16 protein-coding genes are annotated in these 18501 nt (G+C 51.4%); all 16 read left to right on the forward strand.

Annotated elements, in window-relative coordinates; all coding sequences use genetic code 11:
- The first annotated feature begins 35 nt into the window (after positions 1-35).
- The 16 genes from ACESZP_RS12370 (at position 36) to ACESZP_RS12445 (ending at position 18491) form a co-directional block, all read left to right on the forward strand.
- A complete protein-coding gene (locus ACESZP_RS12370; RefSeq protein WP_003499607.1) occupies positions 36-746 on the forward strand; it encodes a hypothetical protein in 711 nt (236 codons plus the stop codon).
- Between the two features lie 13 nt (positions 747-759).
- Positions 760-1755 (forward strand): hypothetical protein, encoded by a 996-nt coding sequence (locus ACESZP_RS12375; RefSeq protein WP_006873391.1) that lies wholly within the window; start codon positions 760-762, stop codon positions 1753-1755.
- Positions 1756-3132 (forward strand): C39 family peptidase, encoded by a 1377-nt coding sequence (locus tag ACESZP_RS12380; protein ID WP_118726449.1) that lies wholly within the window; start codon positions 1756-1758, stop codon positions 3130-3132.
- A gap of 33 nt (positions 3133-3165) precedes the next feature.
- Positions 3166-6222: a VirB4 family type IV secretion system protein gene (locus tag ACESZP_RS12385; protein WP_499709149.1), complete on the forward strand. Its 3057-nt coding sequence runs from the start codon at positions 3166-3168 to the stop codon at positions 6220-6222.
- A 193-nt stretch (positions 6223-6415) separates the two neighbouring features.
- The gene (locus ACESZP_RS12390) at positions 6416-6943 is read left to right on the forward strand and encodes a DUF5697 family protein (RefSeq protein WP_195629097.1); all 528 of its coding nucleotides are present in this window, start codon (positions 6416-6418) and stop codon (positions 6941-6943) included.
- Positions 6944-7606, forward strand: coding sequence for a DUF6100 family protein (locus ACESZP_RS12395; RefSeq protein WP_118024156.1), 663 nt, complete (start codon positions 6944-6946; stop codon positions 7604-7606).
- A gap of 172 nt (positions 7607-7778) precedes the next feature.
- Positions 7779-8864: a hypothetical protein gene (locus ACESZP_RS12400; RefSeq protein ID WP_195629095.1), complete on the forward strand. Its 1086-nt coding sequence runs from the start codon at positions 7779-7781 to the stop codon at positions 8862-8864.
- An 11-nt stretch (positions 8865-8875) separates the two neighbouring features.
- Positions 8876-10816 carry a VirD4-like conjugal transfer protein, CD1115 family gene (locus ACESZP_RS12405; protein WP_432764504.1) on the forward strand — a complete coding sequence of 647 codons (1941 nt, stop codon included), beginning with the start codon at positions 8876-8878 and terminating at the stop codon, positions 10814-10816.
- A gap of 34 nt (positions 10817-10850) precedes the next feature.
- Positions 10851-12347 carry a S1 RNA-binding domain-containing protein gene (locus tag ACESZP_RS12410; protein ID WP_195629091.1) on the forward strand — a complete coding sequence of 499 codons (1497 nt, stop codon included), beginning with the start codon at positions 10851-10853 and terminating at the stop codon, positions 12345-12347.
- A gap of 268 nt (positions 12348-12615) precedes the next feature.
- Positions 12616-13812: an AAA family ATPase gene (locus ACESZP_RS12415; protein WP_006873400.1), complete on the forward strand. Its 1197-nt coding sequence runs from the start codon at positions 12616-12618 to the stop codon at positions 13810-13812.
- A 1-nt stretch (position 13813) separates the two neighbouring features.
- Positions 13814-14461: an RloB family protein gene (locus ACESZP_RS12420; RefSeq protein WP_195629089.1), complete on the forward strand. Its 648-nt coding sequence runs from the start codon at positions 13814-13816 to the stop codon at positions 14459-14461.
- Between the two features lie 102 nt (positions 14462-14563).
- Complete coding sequence (locus ACESZP_RS12425) at positions 14564-15076, forward strand: DUF4320 family protein (protein ID WP_499709150.1); 513 nt, start codon at positions 14564-14566, stop codon at positions 15074-15076.
- A gap of 8 nt (positions 15077-15084) precedes the next feature.
- Positions 15085-15585, forward strand: coding sequence for a hypothetical protein (locus tag ACESZP_RS12430; protein ID WP_003499630.1), 501 nt, complete (start codon positions 15085-15087; stop codon positions 15583-15585).
- 74 nt (positions 15586-15659) lie between these two features.
- On the forward strand, positions 15660-16229 hold the full coding sequence (locus ACESZP_RS12435; protein WP_003499631.1) for a DUF6550 family protein: 570 nt from the start codon (positions 15660-15662) through the stop codon (positions 16227-16229).
- 80 nt (positions 16230-16309) lie between these two features.
- Complete coding sequence (locus ACESZP_RS12440; protein WP_044911223.1) at positions 16310-18007, forward strand: DUF8193 domain-containing protein; 1698 nt, start codon at positions 16310-16312, stop codon at positions 18005-18007.
- Complete coding sequence (locus tag ACESZP_RS12445; RefSeq protein ID WP_227589410.1) at positions 17982-18491, forward strand: prepilin peptidase; 510 nt, start codon at positions 17982-17984, stop codon at positions 18489-18491. Before ACESZP_RS12440 ends, ACESZP_RS12445 begins: the two co-directional genes overlap by 26 nt.
- The last annotated feature ends 10 nt before the right edge of the window (positions 18492-18501 follow it).

Consider the following 18501-nt stretch of genomic DNA (forward strand, 5'->3'; position numbering starts at 1 on the left):
CGTCTGACTGCTCGCCGGAAAGGAGGCTTGCATTTATGGGCATTTTAGACGGCATAGTGGAATGGATCGCAGAACAGGTAATGGCCGGTCTTGATCTGGTGACCACATCGGTTTTGGGTGCGCTGGGCTGTGATATGGCTGTATTTCTGCGTTATTTTCCCGCAGCAGAGACTATGTACTCTGTTTTCGTGGCTCTGGCAATCGGGATCATCCTGCTCAACTGGGTCTGGCAGTTATTCAAAAACTTCGGTCTTGGCGCAGGTGTGGAAGCAGAAGACCCGGTAAAGCTGAGTATCCGTTCCGTTATTTTTATCCTGCTGACGCTCTTTTCAGATGAGATCGTCAATATTGTTCTTACCATCGGCGGCACCCCCTACCACTGGATCATGGAGTCCGACCTTCCTGCATTAAGCTTTGCAGATTTCAATTCCGTGATGCTGGTCATCATCGGTGTGTGTGCCAATGGGGCTGTGGCGCTGATTACCTTGATTTTGGTTCTCATCCTGGCCTGGAACTACCTAAAACTTCTGTTCGAGGCAGCCGAACGGTATGTGCTGCTCGGTGTACTGGTCTACACGGCTCCTGTGGCTTTTTCTATGGGCGCCAGCCAGACCACAGCAAACATCTGGAAATCCTGGTGCCGGATGCTTGGCGGTCAAATTTTCCTATTGGTCATGAACGCCTGGTGCCTGCGCCTGTTCACAAGCATGGTGGGGTCCTTCCTTGCGAACCCGCTTTCGTTGTAAGGAGGTCTTATCCTTGAAGAAACTCAAAAAATTTTTGTTTGCGGCCTTTACAGTCGCAATTCTCTCCTGCCTGCTCTGCCAGCCGGCTTTTGCCGCTATCTCCGAAAGCGATGTGCAGGCTCAGGTAGACGCTGTGGGAAAAGAAGCCGTTTCCGGCAATGTGTTTATCTGGTTTCTCTGTGCTATCGGCTTTCTCAAAGTCGGCCAGAAAATCGATTCCTTTCTCTCCAGTCTTGGTGTCAATGTAGGACATACCGGCGGCAGCATGCTGGCTGAGGCTATGATTGCTGCCAGAGGCATCGGCGGCATCAAGAACTTTTCCAGTCACCACTTTGGCGGCGGGAGAAACAGCAGTTCCACCAATGTCAACGCAAACGGTGGTAAAGGCAGCGGCGGCTTTGGGGCAGGGTTTGCCAGCGGCGGTCTTGCTGGAGTGGTGAGCCGAAAAGTCACAAACAGCGCCATCAAGACAGCCACCACAACTCCCGGCTCCAAGCCTTCCGGTCTTGGCAGTCTTTTAGGCGATGCTGCAGCCGGAGGGATCGGCGGCCATATGTACGCTTCTTCCGTCAGTAAGGGCGGCAATTTTGCCAACAATGTAATCGGCAGCGTAGCCACGGGTAGTATCAGCCAGATGGGTTCCATTTCCGGTGAAAAAGCCGCCGAAGCCCTGCACTCTTACATGGGATATGCGGCACTGGAATCCGGAGCTGAAAATGTTCCGACCTTCCAAAATGTCGAAATTGGCGGCGGCCGCATCACCGGCACAGAAGTGACTGCGGAACATCCCGAAGGCATCTCCTTTGGTATGTACCACGCAGACCAATATGTTGCCCCGGAAGGCCAGTACACCACCGTTCATGCCGTGGATGGCACAGCATGGTATAAGCAGTACGCTGTGGATGCTGTTGACAAATCGCCCTATATGGCTCCTGACGGTTCTATCGCCTTCAACGAATCCATTGTCAAAAAGCTGCCTCCAGCCCCGAGGAGAAAGGACAAGATATAAATGCCAGAAGATCAAAAAAGCAGTTTTTCCGAAGCTGTGGAGACCGGCGCCTCCGCAGCGCATACCATCCGCGGCGCAATCAAAACCGGAAAAGCTATTTCCTCCGCTGCCAAAGGCGCTGCCGCAGGCGGTCCTTACGGTGCAGTTGCAGGCGCAGTGTGGGCAGGTCGGAAGCATATCGGAAAAATCATTGTGGCAGTCATTGCCCTGCTTATGCTGCCGGTATTATTTGTTCTCATGCTCCCCGGGCTTATTTTCGGCGGACTGACCAATGCTTTTTCGCCATCTGACCCCGAAATTCCGATTTTGAATAGCGAAACAGCGATTATTGAGAACGCCAACGAGATCACCTTTACCCTCAACGGCATCTTGGGCGAGGCACTGGATGATGTACTTGCCCGGATCGAAGCTGACTTTGCGGCATCGGGAGCCGACCATATGGAGGTCAAAAATGCCTATTCCGGCGGTCCCATTTATAACGCCAACCTGTTTATCTCTCAGTATTGTGCGGCCAAAGACAAGGATTTTGAAAGCATTTCTCTGAATGACCTTGCCGCCACCCTGCGGGAAAACAAGCAGCATCTATATTCCTACACCAGCAAGCAAGAGATTCGTGAGAGCACCGTGACTGATCCGGAGACTGGGGAAGAAACAACGGTGTCCGAAACATGGATGGTCTATACTGTCCGTTACAACGGTGAGTCCTATTTTTCTGATGTTGTATTCCAGCTTACCGATGACCAAAAGGAGCTTGCATCTGATTACGCTTCCAACCTAAGCCTGTTCTTGGGCGATGGTCTGCTGCAAAATCTGGAAGCGTGGACCGGAAACAGCATCACCGCTCTGGGCGATGTTACTTTCACCGACGGGATCACACCTGTTGTTTACTACAATCAACTGGATGAACGCTATGCCGGTAAAGCATATGGTACGGACAATATTGGCGGTTATGGCTGCGGCCCTACCGCTATGGCAATCGTGGTGTCCTCTCTGACGGACGATATGGTTAACCCTGTGGAGATGGCCGAGTGGTCTTACAACAACGGCTACTGGTGTAAAAGCAGTGGTTCTTACCATGCGCTGATACCTGCCGCCGCTGGGGAATGGGGGCTTCCGGTTTCCGGCTGTACCACTGCGGAACCACAGCGCATCACAGACGCACTGGCTAATGGTAAACTGGTAGTAGCAATCATGTCTGAAGGCCACTTTACCTCTTCCGGTCACTTCATTGTCCTGCGTGGCGTAAAAGACGGCAAGATCATGGTGGCTGACCCTGCCAGTTACACACGGAGCGAACAGCTCTGGGATCTGTCCATTATCTTAAATGAGGCCAGCCGGCGCGCTGGAGCTGGCGGTCCGTTCTGGATTATCGGCTGATGTGCCCGCCCGGCTTCGGAAACGAGGTTAATCATGAATCATAAAATCGACCGAGATACCTACATAATACCACCGAATTTCATCGAGTCAGGCACCTTCTTCGGTGGTATGTTCAAAGCCCGCAATGTGATTGAAGCCGGCATCCTGGCATTTGCCATTGGTGTGCCGGTTTTTTCATTGCTCCCTCTTGGCCTGACTGCCCGTATCATCGCTTTGTGCCTGACCGCACTGCCAGCAGCATTGGTGGCGCTTATCGGAGTTTCCGGTGAGAGCCTTTCCTCTTTTCTGCTGATTTTCATAAAGTACCTGCGAAATCGCCGCATTGTAGGCGGTAACAGCGCAGAAGATGCGGTTCCTGCGGCAGAGCATGGCGGCAAGCATATCAAAAAGAAGGTACACAAGCCCGATAAGGCTCCCAGGCGGTCACGGCGCTCCGGCAGAGAGGATTTCCCAGCGGAGTTTGATGAAGTTCGTGGCTACGAGATCCGCCAAAAACTCCGTCCTGTGAAAAAGCAGAAGCCTGCCAAAGAGAAGAAAACCGCCAAGCAAAAAAAGAAGGTCTCCAAGGAGCGCAAAGTAAAACGCCCTATCCGCACTCAGGAGCCGAAGCCCGCCTGCCTTAACCCGGTAGCAGATTATCTGCCGATTTCCAAAATTGAAAACGGCATCATCTACACGAAAGACCACCGCTATGTCAAGGTCGTCGAGGTAGTACCCATCAATTTTATGCTGCGCAGCGCCCAGGAACAGCGGAACATCATCTATTCCTTTGTATCCTACTTGAAAATCAGCCCCATCAAGCTGCAAATCAAGGTACTGACACGCCGGGCAGAGATCAACCGCCATCTGGATACCGTTCGGAAGGAGATGGAACAGGAGACCAATGAACAGTGTCTGCTCATGCAGGAAGACTACCTCCAGTTCGTTCAGCAGATCGGTTCCCGTGAGGCAATTACCCGACGTTTCTTCCTGATTTTTGAATATGAGCCGTGGAGCAACACCAAGCGCTCTGATGAAGAAGGCGAGGCAATCAATGCCCTGCAAAGTGCAGTCCATACTGCTACCAACTACCTCCGTCAGTGCGGTAACGAGGTCATCGTTCCGGAAAACTGGGATGAGTTTACGGTAGATGTCCTCTATAACCTGCTCTGCAGAAATGAAAGTGCTGTAAAGCCGCTCTCCGTCCGGGCACAGGAGGTTGTGGCTGAGTACCTTGCCAAAGGGCGCGACAGTGAGATCGACCATATCCCTGCCACCGAATTCTGTGCGCCAAAAAGCATTGACTTCACGCATGGTCACCATATCTGCATTGACGGTCTGTATTATGCTTATTTGCTGGTGCCCTCTGATGGCTACAAAACGCAGGTTCCAGCCGGCTGGCTCAGTCTTATCGTCAATGCCGGTGACGGGATCGATATGGATATGTTCCTCTCCCGTCAGCCCAAAGAAACCATCATCCAGAAAGTCGGACAGCAGCTGCGTATCAACCGTTCCAAAATCAAGGACGCCAGCGACACCAACACCGACTTTGATGACATTGATGGCGCTATCCGAAGCGGGTACTTTCTCAAAGAGGGCCTTGCCAACAACGAGGACTTCTACTACTTGAATCTGCTGATTACCATTACTGCCTCCAACGAGGAAGACTTGGAATGGAAGGTCAGCGAAATGAAGAAGCTCCTGCTCTCACAAGACATGAACGCCTGCACCTGCCATTTTCGGGAGGAACAGGCGTTTTTATCTGCCCTGCCATTGGTGGCAATGGAAAAGAAACTGTATGAGCGGGGTAAGCGCAACCTGCTGACAGGCGGTGCCGCAAGCTGTTATCCCTTTACATCCTATGAGATGTGTGATGATAACGGTATCCTGCTGGGTGTCAACAAGTACAACAGTTCCCTTATCATCGTGGACATCTTCAATTCTGCGGTCTATAAGAACGCCAATATGTCGATCCTTGGCACGAGCGGAGCCGGCAAAACCTTTACCATGCAGTTGATGGCGCTGCGAATGAGGCGGAAAAATATCCCCATTTTCATTGTTGCGCCCCTAAAAGGCCATGAATTCCATCGCGCCTGCTCCAATGTGGGCGGCTCCTTTATCCAGATTTCACCGGCCAGTCCCCACTGCATCAATGTCATGGAGATTCGGCGGGTAGACCGCTCGGTGAATGAACTTCTGGACGGTCCAGGCATCCAGTTATCTGAACTTGCAGCAAAGATCCAGCAGCTCCACATATTTTTCAGTCTGCTGATCCCCGATATGTCTCACGAGGAACGACAGCTTTTGGACGAAGCCCTTGTTCGTACCTATAACACAAAAGGCATCACTCATGATAACGCCTCTTTGGAAGACCCTGCACAGCCCGGCCAGTACCGTGAGATGCCGGTGCTTGGTGACCTGTACGAAATTTTGAAAACCTCCAAGGAAACGATGCGCGTGGCCCACATCCTAAACCGTCTGGTAAACGGAAGCGCCAGCACCTTCAATAAGCAGACCAATGTTCGGCTCGACAACAAGTACACTGTTTTGGATATTTCCTCCCTCACCGGAGACCTGCTCACCGTAGGTATGTTTGTGGCGCTGGACTTTGTTTGGGACAGAGCCAAAGCCGACCGTACAGAAGAAAAAGCCATCTTCATTGATGAGTGTTGGCAGCTTCTATCCGGTGCCGGTGCTGCTGGTGTAAGATTGGCCGGCGATTTTCTTTTGGAAATTGCCAAAACCATACGCGGTTACGGCGGCGCCTCGATTTTTGCAAGCCAGGATCTTGCCGATTTCTTTGACCTTGACGGCGGCAGATTTGGTAAGGGCATCATCAACAACTCCAAGACCAAGATCATTCTGAATCTGGAGGATGACGAAGCCCAGCGGGTACAGGAAGCCCTGCACCTGTCCGATGCTGAAACAATGGAGATCACTCACTTTGAAAGAGGTCACGGTCTGATTTCTACCAATAACAACAATATTATGGTGGAGTTCAAAGCCAGCCCTCTGGAAAAGGATCTGATCACTACCGACCGCCGCGAGCTGCGTGAAATCGTAGAGCGAAAACGCCGTGAACAATCCACATCTGCCGAACAGCAGATATAACAATTTGAAAGGCGAGGTGATTCCCATGTGCAACTTTCCTGCCAGACGCCGCTATGCGTCTGCTTTGCGTCTGTATTACGCCTAAAAGCCAGTTTTGCCAGCCAGATCATCTTTTGGGCTTACACTGACTGGCTTTCCTTCCTATTTAATGCGTCTTGAATACGCCTATATTACGCCATTGGAGGTGATACCCATGAAGACCAGGGCTGAAATCTATGGAAATGAAGCTGCGGCTCTGCTGCGGATCGTCACGATGTATCCCGGTCTCAATATGCAGCAGCTTCTCTGCTTTCACCCTGGCAAAGAAGAAATCATCAAGACCCTGCTCTCCCATCTGCAAAAGCAGAGCCGTATTTTTCAAACTGATACAGGCGGTTACTTTCCGTCTGGTTGGGCAGCAAAATCAGACAACTCCCTGATACGGGCTGCCTGGGTACTCTTGGATTTTATCGGGCAGGTGGAATACCATGCTCCCGGTGATTTTCCGGTCAAGCTTATCTTCTTTGCAAACGGTGAACTATACGAAATCGTCTACGCAGCTTCTGGCCAGGAGGCCCTGATCAACCATGCGCTTCGGGATGACAGCAGCGGTGGACGCCGCATCATTTTGGTCGATAATCCGGAAGACATTCGCCGCATTGACTGCCCTGGCATTTCCGGTTTCTGCACTGTGGATGCAGCGGGCCAGGTGCATTACTTTAAGAAGACAGGAGGAACTTGATTGGAACGAAAAATTATCTCACACCGGATTGGAAGCATTCTTGATGATATATCCCGTTTGAGCAATGCGCTTTACGCGATGGATACCACGGATATTCAGCGCTATCCGGACAACTATGAAGTCTTATCCACTGATGCCGCCCTGCGGGCAGAGAAAATTGCCTGCAGGCTGCGGCATTTGATATATTCCAGCACCACCATCCGCAAAGGCGATTACCTGACATCCGCCGGTATTGTACACGGAATTGAGGTTGTCTATGAGGACGGTGTACTGGAGGTCACCCTGCCCGGTCTGCTCCCAAAACGCAAGCAGAGGCAAAACACTGAGTTTCTGCTCGACCCGTTCTACTTCTCATTGGAGCAATACGCCAAAGAGCATCCCATGCCCCACTTCAGCGATTGTGTGGTGTGCTTTACGCAGGTTTATGACCAGTGCCTTCCCACCCGGCGTATCCGTGACTACGACAATCTGGAAGAAAAGCAGCTTCTGGATGTCCTCTCCACCTTCGTCATGGCTGACGATACCGGCCTGCTCTGCGATGCCTACAACACCGCTGCGCTGGGCGAAAAGGACTGTACCAGAATCAGTGTCATGGAAAAAAAGCGGTTTCCCGCCTGGCTTGCTGAGCATGAAAACACCCTAAAATCCATCTCGGATTTTTGAGCATTTTCAGCCATTGCTTGTCCGACCTGCCGCAACACAGTATTTCGCCCCGGATTTCGGGGCTTTTTTCTGTCGTTACACCACGGATTTTTACCGAAGTTCCTTGCAGTCTCGGTAAAAGCCGCACACCACAAGGAGGTGATCACTTGGGAAATTCCCACAGCCAGACACGATGGCGTACAGGCTTCTCTCTCTGACTGCCATCTCCGGCGAGTTCCCCACAGACCAGCTTAACAGACTTCCCGGCAGCCCATATTATCTGGAGTCTGTTGTCACTGCACTGAAAAAAGACGGGCTGCTGCGTACCTATTACCGGGATAAACTGCGCGGCTACCGTCTGGGGCCGCGAGCCAAAGCCACTCTGCTGGAAAGCCGGCCGGACAGGTTTGCCAGCTACCTGACAGGAGATACCGACACTAACCGTTTGAAATGCGAAATTGACCGAAGACTCCGGCTACACCGCCTGGCAGAAACCTATGTGACCATGGATAATGCGGGTGTATGTGTGTATCGAGATGAAAAACCGGCAATTTTTGCGCCGGAGGGTTACGCTGGCGGCAGGATTGTCTATCCTGCTTTTTTCAGTTCCAGAGAAGTGAAAGAAATGGGGATCGACACCACGAAGATCCGCAGTTCCCGCTCCACTGGAATACTCCTTGCGCCCTCCGGCATCTTCGTGACCTACAACAGTAGCAGCGCCCTGATGAAGTGGCGCTACAAATCGGAAATGCGGGTCAAGGCATTGATTTGGAGCGTAATCTGCCAACAGCGCCTGTCCCCACAGTTTCGCCATGAGGATGTTCATGGACTGATTCTGGGCAACAGCATGGATCTGGCTTACCAGATTTTGACCAGCACCGGAGGACGCAAACATGATTTCTTCATGCTGGATGGCAGCTATGAGCATTTTCTTTATCTTACCAACGACCATCAGGGGGAGGTGATACTTGCACTGCTGTGCGACCCTGGGAAAACTGCGGAGCTGGATCGCATTCTACTCCAAGGTCTTACTGCGAGGCAGCCCGGACTGGCTATTGAGCATGACGGCATTTCACCGGATGGCTCACCAGTCCTATTTGGCTATTTCTGCGATCTGCCCCGTATCGCACGCTTTAACACCTCTCTCGAACTATCCGAGCGCCCGGGCACACTGATCTGCTTTGACTTCCAGGCAGAGGTACTTCACAGCTACTGCGGTTCCCGGATGCGCTTCCAGACCATTGATTTCACAAAATTCGAGGGGAGGTTATTCCCATAAACAAGAAAAAACTGATCGTGAGCCTGATTGCAGCGCCCTTTGCCATTCTTGCAATCCTATACGCAGGCGGCTTTCTGGCACAGCTTTTGGGTAACTATGCAACCTGGAAACAGGGCGGCGGTATTCCCGGCGATGGTACTTCACCGCTGGCCGCTTCGCCCGACTTCCTTCTCTGCCTTTCCTCTGTGCTCCGACCGCCTTATGGCGTGTATGGCATTTTGATCTGCATTGGCTTGTTAGCAGTGCTGCTCATCATGGTCATGCGCATGGGATATGGTGATGCCGGCGAGTATGATGAAGACCGCAATTTCTCCTACTCCGCCAAAGGCACTTATGGCACCTCCGGCTGGATGTCCCGCAAAGAGATGTCCGGCGTACTGGATCTGGTGCCCGATCTGCGCAAACACAAGGGTGTTGTACTGGGTATGCTGGATGGCAAAGCAGTCTGCATACCGGAAGATACCAGAATCAACAGTAATCTGGCAGTCTACGGCGCCAGTGGTTCCATGAAAACCCGTTCGTTTTGTATGAACCGTATCCTTCAGGCCACTGTCCGAGGCGAAAATGGCGCTGGAGAATCGTTGATCATCTGCGATCCCAAATCGGAATTGTACGAGAAGTCAAGCGAATTTCTCCGCAGCCGGGGCTATTGTGTCAAGGTATTCAACCTCGTTTCCCCTGAAAACTCAGATTCCTGGTGTTGCCTTGCCGAAGTTGAGGGGCAGGAACTAATGGCCCAGCTTTTTGTAGATGTCATCATCAAGAACACCACGAACAACGGCAAGAGCGACCATTTCTGGGATGCCTGCGAGATGAATCTGCTCAAGGCCTTGGTACTGTATGTGGATCAAGGCTATGCGGAAGAAAACCGCAACATTGGCGAAGTCTACCGGCTGCTGACTCTCAATGGGGAATCCCAACTTGACACATTGTTCGAGGCACTTCCTTCCACGCACCCTGCCAAAGCACCCTACAGCCTGTTCAAGCAGGCCAGCGACACAGTGCGAAGCGGCGTGATTATCGGTCTGGGCAGCCGCCTGCAGGTATTCCAGTCTGAGCTGATCAAAAAAATTACCGCTAAGAATGAGATCGATCTGGAGCTTCCGGGTCAGCAGCCCTGTGCCTACTTCCTCGTTACCAGCGACCAGGACAGCACCTTTGATTTTCTGGCCTCGCTGTTTCTATCTTTCTGTTTCATCAAACTGGTACGATATGCAGACCACAACTGCGAGGGCGGCAAACTGCCTGTGCCCGTCCATATCCTTGGGGAAGAACTGACAGCGTGCGGCACGATCCCCGACCTCTCCCGCCGGCTCAGCGTAATACGCTCCCGGAATATCTCCATGTCCTGTGTGTTCCAAAATCTAGCAGGATTGCAGAACAGATACCCACAGAATTTGTGGCAGGAGATCATTGGAAACTGTGACGCGCAGTTGTTTTTAGGCTGTACAGACCAGCTTACTGCCGAATTTATTTCTGCCAGGACAGGGCTTGCCTCCGTAGCAGTATCCAGTAAGTCCAAACAGCTGGGCACCTGGCGTATCTCCAACTATACACCGGAGTTTCGTGAGACCTCCGGTGTTGGAAAACGCCCTGTACTTACTCCTGATGAAGTCCTGCGGCTCCCGCTAGATCAGGCGCTCATCATCATCCGTGGCAAGAAGGTTCTGCAAGTAGACAAAATGGATTACTCCAAACACCCGGAAGCCAAGTACCTGCGTTCCTGCAAAGCATCTGCCCATGTACCGGAATGGCGCCGCTTGGAAGAAGAAGCCGCCAAAACACCGCAGCCCGCGCCGAAACCGGCTCCTGCAGCAAAGAAACCGGCAAAGCGCAAAGCCACCAAACCGGCATCCCCCATTGATAAATCACCCAAAGAGGCTCCGGCCCCCAAATCTGCCGGTACGCCGGAAGGCATTATCACCACAGACAAGGATTCCATCCTGTCTTAAACAAAACTATCAAATTCATAGGAGGTTTTAATCTATGGCAACCAAGAAAAAAGAACTTCTGGAACAGGAGGCTCCTGTTACCGAAACCGTTATGTCGGAAGGCGAAACTCTGCTGGCCGATACCGCTCAACCTGAATCCCTTCCTGCTGACGCTGGCGATGGTCTGGATTTGAACGAACTGCTGGGGCAGATGGATCAGCCCCTGGAGGACACCTCTGCCGAAGATATGGCTGAAGATCCCCTTCCTGAACTCACCGAGGAGGAAATGTTCGGGAATACGCCTTCTGAAACAGACGATCAAAGCGCTGCTCCCACTGATATGCCGGAAGACTCTGATGTGCAGCCGCCTGATGTTTACGAAGATAACGCCGACGCTGTGCAGGAACCCCCTGCATCTCCCAAGCCCAAGCGTACCAGCCGAAAGAAGAAAGAAGCAGCTGCTCCTGAAGAAACTGTCACAGAGGAAGTTCCTGCCGAAACAACAGAGTCGGCGGATACAGCCGAAACCATTTCTGTTGCGGAGGAACCTGCTGTGGAGCCTAACGTTCCTGCCGTGGAGGAAGCTGCCGCTCCTGCCCCCACTCCGTCTCCTCCCCGGCATCAGCCCCGCCCCCAGCGCAGCGAGGCCCCCGTCCTTACCATCCGCAGCCGGGATGATGTCGAGACTGCCGAAGACCGTGATGATGTAATCTGGCATGAAATCCATAATGCCTACCGCACCCGCAAGATCATCACCGGCAAGCTGGGCGGCATTGAACAGCTGGACAACCGCAAGACGGTGGCAGTTGTAGATTACAAGGGGTTCCGTGTCATTATCCCTATCAAGGAAATGATGATCAATCTGGGCCGCAGCCCTTCTGGTCAGGAATACGCCGACCTTATGCTGCGCCAAAATAAGATTCTTGGCAACATGCTCGGCGCTGACATTGACTTCATCGTGCGTGGTATCGACTCCAAAACCCGCAGCGTAGTTGCCAGCCGCAAGGAAGCCATGCTGCGCAAACGCCAGATTTTTTATCTGGATACGGATGCTGCCGGTATGTACCGTGTCTATGAGGGCCGCATCGTCCAGGCGCGTGTGATTGCAGTGGCTGAAAAGGTTGTGCGCGTGGAAGTTTTCGGCGTTGAAACCTCCATCCTTGCCCGTGACCTTGCCTGGGACTGGATCGGTGATGCCCATGAGCGTTTTTCCGTAGGCGATGAGGTTCTGGTCCGGATTCTCAGCGTGCGGCGCAACAGTCTGGAGGACTTGGGCATCAAGGCTGACATCAAGAGTATTTCCGAGAACACCGACAGGGACAACCTGCAGAAGTGCCGTATCCAGGGCAAGTATGCCGGCCGTGTCACAGATGTCCACAAGGGCGTTGTCTATGTGCGTCTTTCCAATGGCGTCAATGCGGTAGCCCATTCCTGCTATGACTACCGGATGCCCGGCAAAAAGGACGATGTATCTTTTGCCGTCACCCGTCTGGATATGGAGCGGGGTGTGGCCGTAGGTATTATCACCCGGATCATCCGTCAGAACCTGTAAGCAAAAGAGCCTGGGGAGCAAAATAAACTGCTTCCCAGGCTGCCTTCTATCATTGGCTCGCCACTTTCTTTATATTAGATTTTTGACAGCCGCACATTACTTATGTGTAATTTAATGTGTGGTTGTCATTTTTGATTGACAACCACATATCCTCTCCACACGACTATCCTCTTAACCCCTCTATATAGATTTTTATTTTTCATTTGCGTTGATTTTTCACAAAAACGCGGATATAATATATTATATCAAGGATTTAGGAGGTTGTTTTATGCTGATTCAATTTAGTGTAGAGAACTTTCTCTCTATCAAAGATAATGTCGTGTTATCCCTGCTTGCCAGTAAGGATAACGAACATCCGGAGCACCTGATTGTGGACGGAAACAAAAAGCATTTGAAGTCTGCCGTGATTTACGGCGCCAATGCTTCCGGAAAGTCCAATGTCTTGAATGCGTTTTGGTTTATGGTAAATTATGTGCTGACTTCGCATAACCAGCAGCTCCACAAAACCATTGAGCGTTCGCCTTTCAAGTTTGACCGGGAAACACCCTCTCGCCCCAGCAGCTTTGAGGTCATCTTCACCACAAATGGCATCCGATATGCGTATGGCTTTTCTGTAACAGACAAAGCTGTTATTGAAGAATATCTGTATTACTATCCCAATGGCAGGCAGGCACTCATTTTTGAGCGAAAAGACACAAAAGATTTTCGCTTTACCGTTGATGTCGATGAACAAAATACTCTCAAGGATCGCACTTCGGCCAACAAGCTCTATCTGTCTGTCGCATCAAACTGGAGCTATTCCAAAGTGATTCCGGTTCTGGAATGGTTTGCTTCCTGCCAGATCATCACGAAAAATTCTGTTGCAGACGCCTACGGCCTTGAAGCAGAACAGCTCAAAGATGATGACTACCGGCATGTGATCGCCTCTATGTTGCGTGTTGCAGATTTTGGCATACAGTCCCTTCAAATGCGTGATACAGAACCCGCTCCTTCTCAGCGCAATGATATCTTTACCAATATTGAGGCCATTCACACGGTACAGGATACAGAGGGAAATACTTCTTCCTACGCGCTGAACATGGCAGAGGAATCTGATGGCACCAACAGTTATTTCAAACTGATCGGTGTTGTAAAAAAGGTGCTGGATGAAGGAACGCTTCTTGTCGCTGACGAAATGGACGCTCATCTGCATCCTCTTCTGACAAAGCATCTGGTCTCGCTTTTTAACAGCGTGGAGTTCAATCCAAATGGAGCCCAGTTGATTTTCACATCACACAACACCAATCTTCTTGACCTGGATGTGCTGAGGAGAGATCAGATTTGGTTTACCGAAAAAGACGAGCAAACAGCGGCTACCGATCTGTTCTCCCTTTACGATTTTTCCATCCGCAAGGATGCCAAGGTGGAGAAGGGCTATCTGATTGGCCGCTATGGTGCGATCCCCTTTATCAAGGGAGGGCTGTAAAATGGCACGTGGAAAAATTGAAAAGCGTGGACAGCGACGCAGAAAAACAAAGCCTGTCATTCTGATTGTAACGGAGGGTTCTCAAACTGAGCCTAAGTATTTTGAACACTACCGCAACCGTCGGACAAACATCGATATTCGTGTGGTCGGCAGCCGCACCAGCGGAGGTGAAACAGATTACCTCAGCCTGATCCGGAAAGCCGTGGAATATCAGAACAAAAATCAGATTTCCGTATCAGAGGGAGACTCTGTATGGGTAGTTGCAGATGGCGATGTGAACTACAACAACCCTGACCCCATCACTGCAAAGGACAGTCTGCTCTCCAAGGCAAGGAAAATGGCAGATGCGAAGGGGATCCATATTGCACTCTCCAATCCCTGCTTTGAATTTTGGTATCTGTTGCATTTCCAGTACACCACCAAATTTTTCAAAGACTACCCCGCAGTGAAAAACGCATTGACCACTTATCTCCCTGATTATGAGAAAGCTGGCGATGTATATACCCAGTTAGCAGAACATACAGCCATTGCGATTCAGAACGCCAAACGTGTAGAGCAATACCATCTTCAAAATGACAGCAGCAAACCGTTTGGAATTGCTGTCAATCCATTTACCGACATCTATAAGCTGGTGGAATCACTGCTGTAATGTCTCAAAGAAACATGGTTGGCACAAAATTGTCTCTACATTGGCACAGTCCTGCCCTTTCGCCGTAAATCCATATCTGTTATACTTGGTACAGTCAAAACTTTGTATAGCAGCCGCTCCGGTTTGGAGCGGCTGTTTTCAATTTCAGTAAAGGTGGTGGTTTCTATTCTCTTTCAAAAAGCCCGGAAAGTGCTGAACAACGAGCGGGGCGAAGCCAACTATTTCAGTACGGTGGTCTTCATCTTCATCGCCGTCCTGCTGCTGGCCTTCATTATTGACCTGTTCAGCATCATTTCCACCAAGCAGGAACTTGACCATGCCGCCGATCAGATGGTCAAACAGATCCAGCTTTCCGGCGGCGTCAACGGCGAGACCGATGAGCTGTTTGAATTTTTGAGTTCTCAGATCGAAGGAGCCGAAAATATTTCCTACTCCATTGACGCTACCTACACATCACCCAGGCCATCCGGTATGACAAATGCCATCCAGTTGGGCACCCCCTTCTTCATTACTATCGAGGGAGATGCCAAACTGGGTGGGTTCTGGAATTTTGACCTGGTAAACATCACAGTGGTTGCCCGTGGCAGCGGCGTCAGTGAGCACTACTGGAAGTGAGGTGACCTATGAAACGCATATTCCTGCGGCTGAAACAGTCGCTGCGAAACGAACGGGGCGAGATCACCTTCTTCGCCTGCTTTTTTGTGGTAGGTATCGTGATGCTGATCTCCTTCCTGCTCCTGTACGCTTCCATCCGGATCACCTGCATCAACATCCGCAATGGCGCTAAAATGGAGTTAAATAACCTCAGCGGCACAATTTATGCAGACACCTACCGCTCCCAGCGTGAAACCAACTTTGAAGAGTACCTAAATACCCTTTACTCCAGCAATGATTATACCGACATGCTGGAGGCTACAGTAGCAGGCGGCCTGGACTCCAAGATTCCGCTTTCAACGGAGGATTACAAGGTTTCCGACATCAGCCTGGAGTTCAATGTAGAGGATGGACGGGTTGAGTACATCTTTTACTGTGATGTGGAGTTCTATGTGCAGATGTTCGGTCACAGTTATCCGGCTATCACCCAACGGGTGGAGCTGACAGGCTACCACAACACAAAATTCTAACAATACTGTTGAAAGCCCGGCACATTCTACCGTATAGGCTTTATATAACAGCAAAAAAGGAGTGTATGTAAAATATGAAGAAGTTTTTCCAATCCAAAGGCTTTATTGTTTCCTCGCTGGCTCTCCTCTGCGTCTCTATTCTGGGTGTCTGCTGGTTCGTAAGCCGCGACCGTACCGGAGATTTTAGACCGGATGAATCTCCACCCAGCAGCGTCACCGGCGATTGGTCAGATGGCGGCACACAGACAGATGGTGATAATGGAGCAGATGCTTATGCCCCCGGCCAGTCCACAGACGCCAAAGAAGAATATCCCAAAGTAACCTCCCAAACGGAGGATGAGGTTGTGATCGACTTCACTGACACCGAAAAGCCTAAAGAAACACCTCCTCCGGTGCCGGAAGGTAAGACCGAAATCAAAGATCCTGGTCAGGAGCATACCGTCAATCCTGACCCGTCAGTTCCGGAGGTCACTGCCCCACCCGCCGAGCAAACGCCGCCCAGCAATGACCCGGTTCCCGGCTCCAGCAACGGAAATGGAGCTGTATACGATCCAGTGTTTGGCTGGGTTGTTCCCGGCAATGTACAGCAGTCCACCGGTGACAGCGATGGGGATCTGAACAAACAGGTCGGCAATATGGGCTGATTTACTACAACTGAATATGACACTACTTGGCCGTCACAGGATTGTGGCGGCCTTCCTATTTTCAAAAGGAATGGAGCGTGATGTATTTGAAACGACTTCTCGCCTTCCTATGCTGCTTTACCCTTGTTTTCTGTCTATTCCCCTCCTCTGCCTTTGCATCGGGCGGAAATGGAAACATAGATGGCGGCGGTGGCAGCATGGGTCAGGGCACAAGCAGCAACTTCTGGAACTCAGGCAACGATGGCGTTCGCATTACTGTTGTTGACGCATCCAGTGGAACTGCCGTATCTTCGCCGCTGGACTTTTCAAACCGGACGCAGAAAACCAGTCTTCTCCATTTTGGTAAAGTCAACAAGCTGCAATATCTGGGCGGCACCGGCCTCTCCCTTCAGTCCGGCGTTGCCTATTCCTGCATTAGACCTACACAGTCTATGCCCACCATCGTCAGCAGCAAGGGGCAGAGCAACATCGAAGCCATCAAACGGTATTTCTGTTCTGAATATGCGTGCATGATGGTCGCTCAGGCAGCCGGCGTCGATTATGAACGGATGATTGCCGGCGAGTACAAGCTTCTGATTGAACCCATTGCCTACTTCACTCACAACGGTCAGTATTACTGCATGACAGCTACTGAGGCCGGCCTGTATGATCAGATGTCCGGCGGCAATCTGCGGAAAACCATGACCTCGCTTACCCATAAAAATCTGCCGCTGTCAATGTTCCTGGAATTCAGCGACCTTGGCATCTCCGTCTGGACAGGCAACACCACTGGAAAGCAGAACAATTCCGACATCATCAGCACCCTTGGCGTTGGTATCGTCTGGTTTGATGAAGCTCCGCCGGAAGGAGAAATTGAGGCCCCTGATGTTGAATACCGAGTGGACACGGATGTGATCACCGCCGTCACACTACGGACGGACCAAGATCTGACGCCGGATAATCCGGCATCGGTTACCTTCCATATCCTCGGCACCACCTACCGGGTCAATGATATAGTGATCCCCGCCGGTGACAGTCAGGTAGTCTGGGTCAAATGGCATACTCCCTCCACACCCCAGACCATAACCATTACAGTATCTGTCAGCGGCGCCTATACCGCCCAGGATACCTTTGTCGCAAAGATCGTGGACCTGAATGAACACATTCCGCCTGACCCTGTGGCAACCGACACGAATCCCGGCTACTCTGTGCCGCCCCTGCCCAATGAAACGCAGAAGCTCACTGCCAACTGGGGCGTCTGGAGCTGCTACTGGGTGCCTGTATGGGTATGGTGCGACCACGGTGAAGATGGCGGTCACTGGGTCGATGAAGGATATTGGGAATACGAATATACGGGCTACTCCGCTTCCATCAGCGGCGAGATGTCTCTAATGCCAGATGATATTGTACCCACAGCATCCGGCAAGACGATGAAAAGCGGGTACGGCGTTAAAACCGAAGTGCGGGCAACGCTGTCAACAGATGCCCCGACCAGCCACATTACTTATCCCCAAACTGCCTTTTCCGTATTTCCTGAGTTCCAGTATCAGACCTATCTGCGGCTTCTGCAGCGTTCCGGCGGCCAAAGTGCAAAATTCATCTTTAAGCCCAACGAGTTTTCCACCTATGACCGGACAGTGCATTTCACACCGCTGTGGTTCCCCGATGCCACCGACTACACCATCTATACACAGGTGTGGGATACCTGGACTCCTGACGGTATGTTATCCATCAACCTAAATGACTATGTTTCGATCCAAGGGAGCCTTTATGATGACTGGTATACCAATCGAGAATAACCTCTGGACAGCTTACCTGCTTACCATATTTTTTGTGGTGGCCGGCTTTGCTGTCTACGATGTGCTTTACAGACGGGTGCCTGACCGGGCACTCGTCTTTTTTATCCCCTTAGCTGCCCTGGCGCCGGTCCTTCAAGGGTATTTCCTGTTAAATCATGGACTTCCGCCGCTCTTTCTCTGGCCGGTCGCTACCCATGCTCTGGTAGGTGCCCTGCTCGGCTTTTGTATTCCATTGGCAGCTGCACTGGCAACAAACGGCACTGGTCTGGGCGGCGGGGATATCAAGTTCTGCGGGATATTAGGGCTGGTCTACGGTCCTTCCGGCATGGCGCTGGTCTTTCTGACTGCAGCTGTTACCGCAATGCCTGTGATCTTTCTTCTCAGGCGGCTTTACCGAACCGGGCAGCCCCTTGCTATCCCGTTCCTGCCATTTCTCGCCTGCGGCTGCTGTACAGCGACCTTGGCCCAACTATTTTTAAGATAGGAGACAACGC

Origin of the sequence: Candidatus Dorea massiliensis AP6, from assembly GCF_964245105.1 — a bacterium.
Taxonomy (GTDB): domain Bacteria; phylum Bacillota; class Clostridia; order Lachnospirales; family Lachnospiraceae; genus Laedolimicola; species Laedolimicola intestinihominis.

Coding starts and splice junctions, on each gene's coding strand:
- ACESZP_RS12415 (WP_006873400.1), top strand. CDS start 12,616: ATGCTGATTCAATTTAGTGTAGAGAACTTTCTCTCTATCAAAGATAAT.
- ACESZP_RS12420 (WP_195629089.1), top strand. CDS start 13,814: ATGGCACGTGGAAAAATTGAAAAGCGTGGACAGCGACGCAGAAAAACA.
- ACESZP_RS12445 (WP_227589410.1), top strand. CDS start 17,982: ATGACTGGTATACCAATCGAGAATAACCTCTGGACAGCTTACCTGCTT.
- ACESZP_RS12410 (WP_195629091.1), top strand. CDS start 10,851: ATGGCAACCAAGAAAAAAGAACTTCTGGAACAGGAGGCTCCTGTTACC.
- ACESZP_RS12440 (WP_044911223.1), top strand. CDS start 16,310: ATGTATTTGAAACGACTTCTCGCCTTCCTATGCTGCTTTACCCTTGTT.
- ACESZP_RS12435 (WP_003499631.1), top strand. CDS start 15,660: ATGAAGAAGTTTTTCCAATCCAAAGGCTTTATTGTTTCCTCGCTGGCT.
- ACESZP_RS12390 (WP_195629097.1), top strand. CDS start 6,416: ATGAAGACCAGGGCTGAAATCTATGGAAATGAAGCTGCGGCTCTGCTG.
- ACESZP_RS12380 (WP_118726449.1), top strand. CDS start 1,756: ATGCCAGAAGATCAAAAAAGCAGTTTTTCCGAAGCTGTGGAGACCGGC.
- ACESZP_RS12400 (WP_195629095.1), top strand. CDS start 7,779: ATGGCGTACAGGCTTCTCTCTCTGACTGCCATCTCCGGCGAGTTCCCC.
- ACESZP_RS12385 (WP_499709149.1), top strand. CDS start 3,166: ATGAATCATAAAATCGACCGAGATACCTACATAATACCACCGAATTTC.
- ACESZP_RS12430 (WP_003499630.1), top strand. CDS start 15,085: ATGAAACGCATATTCCTGCGGCTGAAACAGTCGCTGCGAAACGAACGG.
- ACESZP_RS12370 (WP_003499607.1), top strand. CDS start 36: ATGGGCATTTTAGACGGCATAGTGGAATGGATCGCAGAACAGGTAATG.